This is a genomic window from Rathayibacter sp. AY1A7 (assembly GCF_002930845.1).
In the GTDB taxonomy this organism is placed as follows: Bacteria; Actinomycetota; Actinomycetes; order Actinomycetales; family Microbacteriaceae; genus Rathayibacter.
The window spans coordinates 59,865-72,614 of the sequence record NZ_PSTL01000019.1 but is presented as its reverse complement, the minus strand read 5'-3'; the positions used below and the strand labels follow the sequence as shown (position 1 = coordinate 72,614).

The following is a 12,750-nucleotide window of genomic DNA, read 5'->3' as shown; positions in this document are numbered from 1 at the left end:
ACCCCGCCCGCCCCCTCCGACGACGAGATCGTCGCCGCCGTCGGACCACGGCTCCGGCGCCTGCGCACCCGCCGCGACCGCACGCTCGCGTCCCTCGCGGCTGAAACCGGCATCTCGGCGAGCACCCTCTCGCGCCTCGAGAGCGGAGGCCGTCGCGCGACGCTGGAGCTGCTCCTCCCGATCGCCCGCGCCCTCGGGGCGCCGCTCGACGAGCTCGTCGGCGCCGCGCCGGAGGATCCCCGCGTGCACGGCCGGCCGCTGCGCCGGAACGGCATGCTCATCCAGCCGCTCAGCCGCGACGCGGGTGCGCTCCAGGCGTTCAAGCACACGCTCCCGGCCGGGCCGGTGACGGAGCCGGCGGAGCAGCGCGCGCACGAGGGCTTCGAGTGGCTCTACGTGCTGAGCGGGCGGCTCCGCCTGCGGCTCGGCGAGCACGATCTGGTGCTGCCGGCCGGCGAGGCCGCCGAGTTCGACACCCGGGTGCCGCACTGGTTCGGCCGCGCCGACGAGCAGCAGGTCGAGTTCCTCAGCCTCTTCGGCCGCCAGGGCGAGCGGATGCACGTGCGCGCGTCAACGCGCCGCTGAGCGCGGGCACGCCTCGCCGAGCACCTCGCGCGCGAAGCCCTCGGTGCGCGCCCGCAGAGTCGCGATCCGCTGCGCTCGCGCCGCCTCGAGGTCGAAGCCGATGTAGGCCACCGATGGGCGCCGCCGCACGTTCACCGAGCACTCGAAGCGGGAGCAGACGAGCGTGCCGAGCGAGTCCCCCGCCCGCCCGGCCGCTCCGGCCTTCCGCGCCCCGAAGAAGACGACGTCGTTCGGGAGCTGCACGTCGCGGCACCACGAGCACTGCGCCCGCGAGCGCGGCAGGGCGTCGGCCTGGGTGAGCAGGACCCCGACGAGGCGCTCCTCCAGCGGCACGACGACGTAGGCGCGGCGGCCCATCCTCCGGTCGCGCCAGCCGAGATGGTCGATGACCGACCAGTCGAGCGCGTCGAAGTCCTTCGGCAGCGCGAGATCGGCGACCTCCTTGCGGGAGGCGTTGACGAAGGACTCGCGGATCTCGGTCTCGGTCAGTGGCTGCATAGCGCTTCCGAGCCTAGGCCGGGATCAGCCCAGGTGGGCGACGGCCTCCTTCGGAGCCTGAGCGAGGAACTCCTCCTTCTTCACCCGGATCATCGCGACGGCGACGACGGAGGCCACGACCAGCCCGATCGCGGCCGCGACGAAGACCGCGGAGTAGCCGTCGACGAAGGCGACCGGCGACTGCTGCTCACCCGCGACTCCCGCGTAGAGGGTCGTGAAGATCGACAGCCCGATCGAGCCGCCGATCTGCAGGGCGGCGTTGGCGGTCGCTCCGGCGGCACCGGCGTCGTGGGCCGCGACTCCGGTGAGCGCGAGGTTCTGCAGCGGCACGAAGACCATCGCCATGCCGATGCCCAGGAGGATCAGCGCGGGCAGCACCTCGAGGAGGTAGCCACCCTCGGGGGTGATGCGGCTCAGGTAGAGGAGCCCGGCCGCCGCGATCAGCGGGCCGACGATCATCAGCACGCGCGGGCCGGTGCGCGGCAGCAGCTTGGCGGCGACTCCGGCGACGATCATGATCGTCACCGTCATCGGCAGATTGGCCAGGCCCGCCTCGAGCGGCGGCAGGCCCAGAACCAGCTGCAGGTGCAGGGTCAGGTAGAGGGTGGAGCCGATCATCACGCTGCCGACGATCGCCTGGACCAGGAAGGCTCCGCCGCGGACGCGGTCGGCGACGATGCGCAGCGGCAGCGACGGGTGGTCGGAGCGGGCCTGGATCCGCACGAAGAGGGCCAGCAGCAGCACGCCGACGAGGAGGAAGCCGAGGGTGTCGACGCGGAGCCAGCCCTGCTCGGCGAGGGTGAAGCCGTAGACGACGCTCGCGAGCCCGAGCGCGACGGTGATCGTCCCGGCGACGTCGAAGCGGTTGCGCCCCTCCGCGCGGCTCTCGGTGACGAGCAGCTGGCCGGCGATCGCGCCGACCACGACGACGGGGACGTTGACGAGGAGGCACCAGCGCCAGTCGGCGAACTCGGTGAGCAGCCCGCCCAGCACGAGGCCGACGGCGGCGCCCGCTCCGGCGACCGCTCCGAAGACGGCGAAGGCCGTGCCCCGCTCGCGGCCGGAGGGGAAGGAGACGGTGAGGAGGGCCAGAGCGGCCGGAGCGAGCAGCGCGGCGAAGGCGCCCTGCAGCCCGCGGGCGGCGATCAGCTCGGTGCCGGAGGTGGCGAGGCCGCCCCAGGCGGAGGCGGCGCCGAAGCCGATCATCCCGATCAGGTAGGTGCGCTTGCGGCCGGTGTAGTCGGCGATGCGGCCGCCCAGGAGCAGGAGCGCGCCGAACGCGAGGGCGTAGGCGGTGACGACCCACTGGCGCTCGACGTCGGTGAGGCCGAGATCGGCCTGCGCGGCGGGGAGGGCGATCGTGACGATGGTGCCGTCGAGCACGACGACGAGCTGCGTGAGCGCGAGGATCACGAGCACCCACCAGCGGCGGGCGGAGGAGGGAGCGGACGGGGAGGGCATGGCGGCCTTTCACACGGAGCGGAGCGGGACCGGCGGGTCCGGATCCGAGCCGCGTCATCGGGGCCGAACCACCCCAACCAGTTGGTTGGGCGAAGAAGAGTGTATCGTTCGAGCGCCCGGAGGTGAACCATGGAGCCGACATCCGATGCGGCGCTGCCCGCGCGCGAGCGGATCCTCCGCGCGGCCTCCGTCGAGTTCGCCGCCCACGGCTTCGCGGGCGCCCGGGTCGACCGTGTGGCCGCGGCCGCGGGTCTGAACAAGGAGCGGCTCTACGCCTACTACGGCTGCAAGCGCGGCCTGTTCGTCGCGACCGTCGTCGAGGCGCTCGGCGCTCTCGACGAGACGCTCCTCGCCGAGGCGGCGGACCTCCCCGACCTCGCGGGCCGCATGTTCGACCACGTGTGGGAGCACCCGGAGTTCCTGCGCCTGCTCACCTGGGCGCGCCTGGAGGGAGCCGGCGTCTGGGAGGAGGCCGGCGAGCAGCTCGGCGGGGTCCCCGCCCCCGAGGCCCGGGTCCTCGAGTGGCAGCGCGCCGGCGTCGTCGACGCGAGCTGGTCCGCCGACGACCTCTTCATCGCCCTCCTCGGCCTCTGCGAGATCTGGCACCTCACCCCCTTCGCTTCCCGGGGCGGGGAGGAGACGCGCGACCGCCGCCGCGCCTTCGTCGTGCACGTCGCGCAGCTGGTGGGCGCACCGCGCTGAGGCCGACCCCTCCCCCGGCAACGGAAGCGACGTCGGCATCTCCGATCCGGACGCGGTGGACGGGGCGGCTCATCCCTCCGAGCCGGAACCCGACGGATCGGACTGGAGTGGGAGGTCCCACGGATCCGGCTTCGGGACGACCCCTTCATCACCCGGAAGGACCGCGCCCGCCGCGCGCTGAGCCTCGTCCTCGAGGAGGAGTGATTCGAAATCGCCGGGCGCGCACGGCATCTCCGCCCCGATCATGTACATCTCCTCGACAGCGCCGGTGACGAAGCTCGCCCGCAGCACCGGTCCGCCCTGCCCGTAGACCGTCGGGCGCGGAGTCGAATCGGTCACTCTCACCGTCATCCCCAGCGACTCCCAGTAGTCCGCGACCTTCCGCGCATCCCCCTCGACATCGGTGCCCGCCGGGGCCCACCAGGCGTAGCTGTAGCTCGCACCGCTCACCCGGTCGCCGGGGCCGCACACATCGGGCCTGGCCGCGCCGCTCCGCGGCCACCACCCCTCCACATCGAGCCGCCCCGCGGAGTCCCGCACGAACTCCACCACCCGATCCCGACCCTCCCGAGGACTCATCGTGCTCACCGGTCTCGCCTCCTTCTCCGTTGCACAAGCGTTCATCGACATCACGAGCAGAGCGGCGACGGTCAGCGCGACGCCCGTCCGCTGAGGAGAGCCTCTACCCGCCATGGGAGGCTCCCACGACCGCCTTCTGGAAGGCGGTCGGTCCGAGCGGCCGGTTCTCGGTCAGCAGGTCGAGTCGCCGGGAGACGGCCCACGCCGCGTTCTGCAGGGACTCGGTGTTCGTGTCGAGGTACCCCGCGAGATCGCCGTCGTCGCTCTTCAGCGCAGCGTGATCCGTCACGATCCTCCCGGCGTCGCCTCCGGTCTCCACACCGAAGACGCGCGCGCCGAAGTCCTCGTCAGCGGGATCCGTATGGTGGTTCCAGCTGAAGGCGCGGCCCATCCACGCGGCCTCGTCGCCGCTCTCGGTCTCGCCGAGGTACTTGTCCCGCGCCTGCCCCGCGAAGACGGATTCCGCGTGCAGGTCGCTCGCCTCGTCGACGCTGTCCGGGAGGCCGGCCGAGCCCAGCGTCACGACGACCCCGAGCTCGACGTCCGAGCGCGAGGCGGCGACGGCCATGACGGTGCTGCCGTAGGAGTGGGCGACGACGTTCGGCTTCGGCAGGTCGTCGCCCCGGACCGCGGAGAGCCCCTGGACAGCCGAGGCGAGTGCGGCGCCGCCGGCGACGGCTTGGTTCGAGGTGAGGACGTCCATGCCGTTCCCGCCGAGCCGCGCCATCGGCGGGGTCTCGTAGCCGATCCAGGAGACGACGGCGCTGCCGGGCGGGAGGAGCGACTGCAGATTCTGCGACGCCTTCGCCCATCGGGTCATGCTCTCCGTCGTCTGCCCCATCCCGGGGACGGCGTAGGTGACGTTCGTGGCGGTGTCGGGATCGCCGATCGAGACAGCGGCCAGCGGAGCCTCGTCGGCGGTCAGGGAGACGAGGAAGCGCGAGTCCTGACCGAGACCGCGCCGCAGCGATGCCCGCACGTCCCTCAGCGCCACCAGCTGCGACTCCACCGCCGCGAGTCGCTCCCCGTCGCCCGCCTTCCCGCGCAGGCCCGCCGCCTCGCTCCTCAGCGCCGCGATCCGCGCCCTCAGCGCCCTCTCGTTCGCCCTCGCCCGGGCGCGGTAGGGCACCCCCTCCAGATTCCCGATCACCCCGGGCAGACCGGCGACCAGCGCCTCCTGCTGCGGCGAGAAGCGCGCGCCGTCCGTGGAGTCGAGGCTCCGCCACCAGTCGTTCACGAGGGTCGGAGCCAGTCGCCCGAGGCGCGCCGCGAGGTCGGGCGACGCCGCCAGGAGTGTCGCGAGATCGTCGGACGAGAGCGCCGCGAGGGAGTCGAGCAGGCTCCGGCCGCCCCGGGGCCGCGCCAGGGTGCCGACGGCGTCGAGGACGGGAACGGAGAGCGCCGCTCCCCCGGCGGCGGTGAAGGCCAGGGAGATCTGCTCGACCCAGGTCGCGTCGGCCGCACCGATCGACAGCAGCTCGCGGAAGCCCCGGAGCACCGAGAAGGACTCGACCGGCGCCCACGAGCAGCGGTTGCCGAAGGCTCCCCAGGCGGCCATCAGATCCTGGAGCCGGGAGCGCATCGCCTCGTCCGCCTGCCGGGTCTGCGAGACGAAGACGTCGAGGCGCTCGGGGTCGGCGGAGGTCGTGCCTCCCGCGGCGGGGCCGCCCGGGGACGTGCGGGGCACCGACCGGGGGGAGAACAGCGCACGGATCGGCGGAGGCACGACCGGCCGATCGGACGGCGGCCGGTCGACGACCTCGTCGACTCCCGCCGCGAGGGCCGCGACCGGATCGAGGCGGCGCTGCTGCTCGCGCTCGTCCGCCCGCCGCTCCCAGGCCGCGTACTCCTCCCGGCGCCGACGCTCCTCCTCGGCCTTCCGTGCCACGAGCCGAACCGTGTCGGCGAGCTCGTGCAGCTCGGCGCTCAGCCGACCGCGGTTCTCCCTGTCGCAGAGGCGGACACGGCGGAACAGCTCGGCGTACGCGCCGCGGAACTCGCCCAGTGCGTACTCGGCAGCGACGGACCTCAGCAGCTCCTGGGAGGCGAGCGCCTCCGCCGCCTCGTCCGAGGCGCGGACCAGCTCCGCCGCTGCTGCATGGTCGAAAGAGAACAGGGTCATCGCCTCCTGAGTGAGAACATCTCAGGAAATGTAGAACGACCACGACGGCGTCGGCACCGGGTGGCGCGAGACGGCGCGCGGTCAGCGCGCCCGCGCCGCGTCCGGCGGCACGCAGAAGTGGCGCGGACCGCATCGGTCCGCGCCACTCGTTCAGATCACGCGGCTCACTCCGCCGCGGTCAGCCGCTCCAGGTATCCCGCGAACGCGCGCAGGTCCTCCTCGGGCCAGGCGCTCAGCGCCTCCTGCATCCGCTGCCGCTGACGGCCCCCGAGGTCGCGCATCCGCTCGCATCCCGCCGCGCTGAGCGAGAGGAACCGCGCTCGGCCGTCGGCGGGATCGGAGGTCATCTCGACCAGGCCCAGCTCGGCGAGCTGGCGGGCCTGGCGGCTGATCGCGCTGCGGTCGACCCCGAGCCGCTCCGCCGCGGCGCCGGAGTGGACCGGACCGCAGCGCTCGAGGATCCGCAGCAGCCGCAGTCCGAAGGGCGGCAGCGCCGGGTCGATCGACGCCGCCGCGTCCCGGACGGCGAGGCGCACCTGGACGGCGAGCACGGTGATCTGCTCCTCGACCTCGTGCAGCGCCTCGGCCGAGGGCGCGGCGGCGGGCATCAGGAGCGCTCGATCACGTCGACGGAGCCGGTGGGAGCAGCGTGCCGGGCGTGCCCGATCGGCTCCTCCTGCCGCTCCTCGTCGGCGTGGCGGCCGTGTCCGGCGGGAGTGGCCTCGCGACCCTCCCGGGCGTGCGTCGCGTCGTCCGTCCGCCGGGCCTGGCCGACGGGGCGGAGCGCCGCCTGGCCGTCCGAGGCGGCGATGAGGGCGTCCTCCGCGGCCTGCAGCGGAGTGGTCGGCTCCGCCTTGAGCTGCACCGCGTTCTTCGAGCCGAGGCTCACGTTGGGCAGGAGGACGACGGCGATCAGCGTGACCACGGCGAGCGGGATGCTGTAGAGGAACACGTCGCCGACGCCGATCCCGTAGGCGCTCTCGACCACGACGCGCACGGCGTCGGGCAGGGTGGCCGGCTGCGGGATCGTGCCGCTGCCCAGCGCCTGCGCGGCGAGAGCCTGGTCGGCGGGAGCGAGCCCCGCGATGCCGGTCTTGATGCGGTCGGCGATCACGGTGCCGAGCATCGAGCCCAGGACCGAGACTCCGACGGTGCCGCCGAGGCTGCGGAAGAACGTGACCGCGCTGGTCGCGACGCCGAGGTTCTTCACCTCGATCGAGTTCTGCACCACCAGGACGAGGTTCTGCATCAGCATGCCCAGGCCGGCGCCGAGGACGGCCATGTAGATCCCGACGAGGACCAGGTCCGTGTCGTAGCGGAGGGTGCTGAGGAGGGAGGTTCCGATCACGGCGAGCACGCCGCCGCTGATCATGATCGCCTTCCACTTGCCGGTGCGGGAGATGATCCCGCCGAAGATCGTCGAGGCGATCAGCAGGCCGGCCATCATCGGGATGGTGAGCAGGCCCGACTGGGTCGGCGTGGCTCCGCGGGCCAGCTGCATGTACTGCGCGAGGAAGACGGCGACGCCGAACATCGAGACGCCGACCGAGATGCTCGCCACGACGGCGAGGCTGAAGGTGCGGTTCTTGAACATCCCCATCGGGATGATCGGCTCGGCCACGGTGAGCTCGGTGATCACGGCGGCGATGAGCAGCACGACGGCGCCGCCGACCATGACCGCGGTCTCCCACGAGGCCCAGTCGAAGTTCTTGCCGGCGAGGGAGACCCAGATCAGCAGGAGCGAGACTCCGCCCGCGATGAGCACGGCGCCGAGGTAGTCGATCCGCACCTTGCGCTTCGGGTGCGCGGGGAGGCGGAGGGTCATCTGGAGGAGGACGATCGCGACGATCGCGACGGGCATCGCGATGAAGAAGTTCCAGCGCCAGCCGAACGCGTCGGTCACGACGCCGCCCAGGAGCGGGCCGCCGACGGTGCCGATCGCCATCACGCCGCCGAAGAGGCCGGCGTACTTGCCGCGCTCACGGGGGCTGATGATGTCGGCCATGATGATCTGGCTCAGCGCGGCGAGTCCGCCGGCGCCCAGGCCCTGGAACACGCGGAAGACGATCAGCATGTTCGTGTCCTGCGAGAAGCCGGCCAGAGCGGAGCCGATGACGAACAGCCCGAGGGCGAGCTGGATCAGCAGCTTGCGGTTGAACAGGTCGGCGAACTTGCCCCAGAGCGGGGTGGAGACCGTGGTCGCGAGCAGGGTCGCGGTGACGACCCAGGTGTAGGCGTTCTGGTCGCCCTTGAGGTCGGAGATGATCCGGGGCAGCGAGGTCGACACGACCGTGCCCGCGAGGATCGAGACGAACATGCCCAGCAGCAGGCCGCTGAGCGATTCGAGCACCTGGCGGTGCGACATGGCGCCGTCCGGCCCGGCGGGGGCGTGCGGCGCGGTGGTTCCGCGCGATGCGGCGCGGTGTTCGGGGTGTGACATGGGCTCCTCTTCAGCACGGCGGCGGTTCTAGTTGACCGCGATCAACTATTGACCGAAAGCAACTATATAGCCGGGCGTCACGAATCTCCAGTGGCACTCTGCTGCCGTCCAGGCGCCGCTCCGGCCGCGCCTATCCTCGGAGCATGGACAACATCGATCGGAAGATCCTCGATCTGCTGCGCCAGAACTCCCGCGCGGGCTACGGCGACATCGGCGGCGTGGTCGGGCTCTCCGCCTCCGCGGTGAAGCGCCGCGTCGACCGCCTCGTGGCCGACGGCGTGATCCGCGGCTTCACGATCAAGGTCGACCCCGCGGTCGACGGCATGGCCACCGAGGCCTACGTCGAGCTCTTCTGCCGCGGCACCGTCGCTCCGGACGAGCTCCGCCGCATCCTCTCCGCGGTCCCCGAGGTCGTCGACGCGGGCACGGTCACCGGCTCCGCCGACGCGATCGTCCACATCCGCTCGCGCGACATCCCCAGCCTCGAGCTCGCCCTCGAGAAGGTCCGCATCGCGCCCAACGTCGACCACACGCGCTCCGCGATCGTCCTCTCCCGCCTCATCCAGCGCAGCGAGGCCTGACGGATCGCGCCACCTCCTCGACGCGCGTCGCGACCGCCTGGTACTCCATACCTGTATGGTGAATCCAGGAGGGCGAGCATGAGCGACAGGGAACAGGCCGGTACGGCGGCACGACGGAGACGGCGCATCTGGCTGATGCTGCCGGCACTGTTCGTCGGCGTCCTGGCCGGGCACCTCGTCGCGACCGCGGTGGGCGCCGAGGATCCGTGGGACGTCGTGGTCACCGCGGCCGTCGCGGCAGCGGTGGCGTCCGTCGTCCTCGCCCTCGTCGACCGGCGGCGCTGAGCCCTCCCTCCTGGATCGGAATCCGAGGGAGGGAACGACGATGGAACGACAGAGGACGAGCACGGCACTGGTCGCGGCGGCGGCCGCTCTGCTGGCGGTGCCGCTGTTCACAGCGCAGGCCGCGCACGCCGAGCCGGCGAGGCAGGAGACGAGCAGCCGGGTGCACCTCGAGGCGCGGGGCGGATCGGCGTCGACGGTGACCTTCGACGTCACCGACGGCACGCGGATCGTCGAGCTGGCGGGCGGCGGGGTCGGCTTCACGGACGGCGCCGAGACGTCCGACGCACTCCCGGAGAGGATCGACGTCGGACGCGGCCGCACCGTGTCGGGCCACTGGTCGATCGACGACTCCGACACGCTCACCTTCCACTTCGCCCCGGACTCGGCGTCCCGCTCGGCGGCGGGCGGCCTGCACCTGAACAGCGACTGGAGCTCGCCCGAGTGGGGCCACTGCGTCGCCGGGAGCGGCGTCAGCGGTGCCGCGACCGGCGGGGTGATCGGCGCGATCTCCGGTCCCGGCGCGATCGCCTCCGCGACCGGCGGGCTGCTCGCGGGGATCATCGGCGGAGCGATCACCTGCTGACCGCCTCCTGAACGACCCGGGATCAGGCGGGCGCGTCCGCTGCGGTGTGGACGCGCTCGCCGCCGATCCAGGTGCCCAGCACCCGGGTGTCCCCGATCGCGCCGGGGTCGCCGGCGAAGGGGTCCCGGTCCAGCAGGGCGAAGTCCGCCGCGAGCCCCACGGCGATCGAGCCCGACTCGCCCTCCAGGCCGTTCACCCACGCCGAGCCGGCCGTGGAGGCGGAGAGGGCGGTGGCGAGGTCGAGGCGCTGCTCCGGGAGGAACACCTCCTCGCTCCACCCCGGCTCGCGCTTGGACGGCGCCGAGAGCCGGTTCACCGCGACGTGGATCGCGGCGAGCGGGTCGGGCGTCGACACCGGCCAGTCGCTCCCCGCGGCGAGCACCGCGCCCGAGCGGAGCAGGTCGCCGAACGGGTACTGCCACGAGCCGCGCCGCTCACCGAGGAACGGCAGCGTCAGCTCCACCATCTGCGGCTCCAGCGAGGCCCACAGCATCTGCAGGTTGGCCGTGACGTCGAGCGCACGGAAGCGCGGCAGGTCGTCCGGATGCACGACCTGCAGGTGGGCGAGGTGGTGGCGGTTGCCGCGGCGCCCGTTCGCCTGGATCGCCCGCTCGACCGCGTCCAGGCACTCGCGTACGGCACGATCGCCGATCGCGTGGAAGTGCACCTGGAACCCGACCGCGTCCAGGAGCGGCACGGCCTCGTTCAGGAGGCGCGGGTCGACCATCGAGAGGCCGTCGCCGTGACCGTGGCCGCCGTGCCCGTCGAGGTAGGGCTCGAGCATCGCCGCCGTGAAGTTCTCGGCGACCCCGTCCTGCATGATCTTGACGGTCGTCGGCGCGAAGCGGTCGGCGGCGAGCGCCGCGCGCCGCTCGACGAGCTCCGGGATCTGCTCGACGCCGCGGCCCCGGTCCCACCACAGCGCACCGCGGACGCGCCCGGTCAGCTCGCCGCTCAGCGCCGCGCGGCGGTACACCGGACCGGGGTCGCCCACATCGCCGTAGAAGCCGATGATCGCGTCCTGCCACGCCGTCACTCCGAACGAGTGCAGGGTCTCCTGCCCGAGGAGCAGCGCGCGGTGGAGCTCGTCCGCGCTGGCGGGCGGGAGATGGCGGCGGACCGCGTCCATCGCCCCCTCGTGCAGGGTGCCGGAGGGGGTGCCGTCGGCCAGGCGCTCGATGCGGCCGTCGGCGGAGTCCGGCGTCGTGCGGTCGATCCCCGCGAGGCGCAGTGCGGCGGAGTTGACCCAGGCGCCGTGCCCGTCGGCGTTGGTGAGGAAGGCGGGCCGGTCAGGGACGACCGTGTCGAGCTCGCGGGCGGTCGGAGTGCCTCCGGGGAAGTCGGGCAGGTTCCAGCCGCCGCCGAGGATCCACTCCGCTCCGCTCTCCCGAGCCGCGTACTCGGCGACCGTCGCCAGGTGCTCGGCGGGCGACCCTCCCGCTCCGAGCCAGCAGCGCAGCAGCGCGGCACCGCCCCAGACCGGGTGCACGTGGGCGTCCTGGAAGCCGGGGACGAGCATCCGGCCCTCGAGGTCGACCACCTCGGTGCGCGGCCCGATCAGGTCGGAGGCGTCGGCGCCGACCGCGACGATCCGCCCTCCGACGACAGCGACGCCGTGCGCTCGGGAGCGCACGGCGTCGGCGGTGAAGACGGCGCCGCCGGTCAGGACGAGATCGGGGGCGCGCACGGGTTCAGAAGCCCGCGGGAGCGAAGGCCTGCGTCATCTGGGAGAAGAGCGACACCGTCCAGCCGATCGCGATGAGGAACGACACGACCACGACGCCGAGGAAGACCCAGAGCGGGAGGAGTCCGCCGCCGGTCACGCGCTTCACGACCACGCTGCGGCCGATCACGTAGACGTAGGGAGCGGCGAGGAAGGCCCACGCCCAGTGGAACGGACGCTGCAGGCCGGCTCGCTTCAGCTGGCGCCAGTCGAGGAAGGCGAAGACGACCTCCGCCGCGTAGATCAGGAAGCCGACGACCTGGAGCACGCCGAGGCCGACGAGGTAGGCGGTCGACATCCCCATCGAGGAGCTCGGCCCGTAGGTCGAGGCCATCGACGAGTCGACGATCGCGCTCGGCGGGAGGAGGAAGATCGACAGCGCTGAGAGCAGCGGCAGGAGGACCACCACCCAGATCCACGGGGTGGACGTGACGATGCTCGTGTCGCGCTGCTGCACGGGTGCTCCGGGAGCCGCGGCGTAGGCCGGGTACTGCGGCTGCTGCTGGTTGTAGGGCTGCTGCGGCTGCTGGCCGTAGGGCTGCTGGCCGTACCCCTGCTGGCCGTACTGCTGGGGAGCCTGCTGGCCGTAGCCCTGCTGCGGCTGCTGCTGGCCGGAGGGCTGCTGCTGCTGCGGCTGCTGACCGGCGCCCTGCTGGCCGTAGCCCTGCTGCCCGTAGCTCTGCTGCGGGTCGGCGGACGACGGCTGCTGCGGATACTGACCCGATGCCGACTGCCCGTAGCTCGTCGCCGCTCCGCTCGACGTCTCCCCGTAGGCGGGACGCTCGGCGGGCGGCGCAGGCGGAGTCGGTGCGGTCGGCGGAACGGGAGTCGCGGCGGCCTGCGCCGACCCGCTCTCGGCCGGGGCGGTGGGAGTGGCCGCCGGCGCGTCGCGGAGCGACTCCGTCCAGCCGGTCCCGTCCCACCAGCGCTGACGGGACGAGCCCGCCGGGTCCGGGTACCACCCGGCGCGGGGTCCGGAGGCCTCGCCGCCCGTGCTCGCGCCCTGGTCCGTGCCGGTTACGTTGTCGTCCGTCATGGCGTCCTCCACTCCCCTCCGGGCGTCTGCCCGCGATCTCGGACCACCGTAGCGCCGCGACACGATGCATGGCCTGAGGGCGAGCTGATCGCGCGCTGTCCGAGCGCTGTCCGCACCGGCAGGCGCCGGAGGCCGCCGACCGCCAGGATGGACGC

General features: G+C 73.0%; 13 protein-coding genes. 5 read left to right on the top strand and 8 right to left on the bottom strand.

Translation table 11 applies throughout. The features are described 5' to 3' along the window. Positions 1-27: 27 nt before the first annotated feature. The gene (locus C5B95_RS13815) at positions 28-585 is read left to right on the top strand and encodes a helix-turn-helix domain-containing protein (RefSeq protein ID WP_104349423.1); all 558 of its coding nucleotides are present in this window, start codon (positions 28-30) and stop codon (positions 583-585) included. On the opposite strand, the gene C5B95_RS13810 is transcribed toward C5B95_RS13815, so the two are convergent. Next, on the bottom strand, positions 571-1,083 hold the full coding sequence (locus C5B95_RS13810) for an FBP domain-containing protein (protein ID WP_104349418.1): 513 nt from the start codon (positions 1,081-1,083) through the stop codon (positions 571-573). The two genes, C5B95_RS13815 and C5B95_RS13810, sit on opposite strands and share 15 nt — an antisense overlap. A 24-nt stretch (positions 1,084-1,107) precedes the next feature. Beyond that, entirely contained in the window at positions 1,108-2,544 is a 1,437-nt protein-coding gene (locus C5B95_RS13805; RefSeq protein ID WP_104349417.1) for an MFS transporter, read from the bottom strand. Positions 2,545-2,673: 129 nt separating this feature from the next. On the opposite strand from C5B95_RS13805, the gene C5B95_RS13800 reads away from it, so the two are divergent. Beyond that, positions 2,674-3,246 (top strand): TetR family transcriptional regulator, encoded by a 573-nt coding sequence (locus C5B95_RS13800; RefSeq protein WP_104349416.1) that lies wholly within the window; start codon positions 2,674-2,676, stop codon positions 3,244-3,246. Positions 3,247-3,315: 69 nt separating this feature from the next. Here C5B95_RS13800 and C5B95_RS13795 read toward each other — a convergent pair whose 3' ends face one another. From C5B95_RS13795 to C5B95_RS13780, 4 genes are all read right to left on the bottom strand, one after another. After that, complete coding sequence (locus tag C5B95_RS13795; protein ID WP_146087830.1) at positions 3,316-3,879, bottom strand: hypothetical protein; 564 nt, start codon at positions 3,877-3,879, stop codon at positions 3,316-3,318. Between the two features lie 49 nt (positions 3,880-3,928). Continuing rightward, positions 3,929-5,947 (bottom strand): alpha/beta hydrolase, encoded by a 2,019-nt coding sequence (locus C5B95_RS13790; RefSeq protein ID WP_104349415.1) that lies wholly within the window; start codon positions 5,945-5,947, stop codon positions 3,929-3,931. 164 nt (positions 5,948-6,111) lie between these two features. Further along, positions 6,112-6,555, bottom strand: a complete 444-nt coding sequence (locus C5B95_RS13785; protein ID WP_104222853.1) for a MarR family winged helix-turn-helix transcriptional regulator — start codon at positions 6,553-6,555, stop codon at positions 6,112-6,114. Continuing rightward, a complete protein-coding gene (locus tag C5B95_RS13780) occupies positions 6,555-8,312 on the bottom strand; it encodes an MDR family MFS transporter (RefSeq protein ID WP_104349414.1) in 1,758 nt (585 codons plus the stop codon). Before C5B95_RS13780 ends, C5B95_RS13785 begins: the two co-directional genes overlap by 1 nt. Positions 8,313-8,530: 218 nt before the next feature. On the opposite strand from C5B95_RS13780, the gene C5B95_RS13775 reads away from it, so the two are divergent. The 3 genes from C5B95_RS13775 to C5B95_RS13770 all read left to right on the top strand — a co-directional run bounded on the left by C5B95_RS13775 (position 8,531) and on the right by C5B95_RS13770 (position 9,836). After that, positions 8,531-8,968 carry an Lrp/AsnC family transcriptional regulator gene (locus C5B95_RS13775; protein WP_104222855.1) on the top strand — a complete coding sequence of 146 codons (438 nt, stop codon included), beginning with the start codon at positions 8,531-8,533 and terminating at the stop codon, positions 8,966-8,968. A gap of 78 nt (positions 8,969-9,046) precedes the next feature. Further along, entirely contained in the window at positions 9,047-9,253 is a 207-nt protein-coding gene (locus C5B95_RS17245) for a hypothetical protein (RefSeq protein ID WP_146076614.1), read from the top strand. Between the two features lie 40 nt (positions 9,254-9,293). Next, on the top strand, positions 9,294-9,836 hold the full coding sequence (locus C5B95_RS13770; protein ID WP_104222856.1) for a hypothetical protein: 543 nt from the start codon (positions 9,294-9,296) through the stop codon (positions 9,834-9,836). A gap of 22 nt (positions 9,837-9,858) precedes the next feature. On the opposite strand, the gene C5B95_RS13765 is transcribed toward C5B95_RS13770, so the two are convergent. After that, on the bottom strand, positions 9,859-11,523 hold the full coding sequence (locus tag C5B95_RS13765; RefSeq protein WP_104349413.1) for an amidohydrolase: 1,665 nt from the start codon (positions 11,521-11,523) through the stop codon (positions 9,859-9,861). 4 nt (positions 11,524-11,527) lie between these two features. Further along, positions 11,528-12,595, bottom strand: coding sequence for a DUF2510 domain-containing protein (locus tag C5B95_RS17965; RefSeq protein WP_258060015.1), 1,068 nt, complete (start codon positions 12,593-12,595; stop codon positions 11,528-11,530). Positions 12,596-12,750 lie beyond the last annotated feature (155 nt).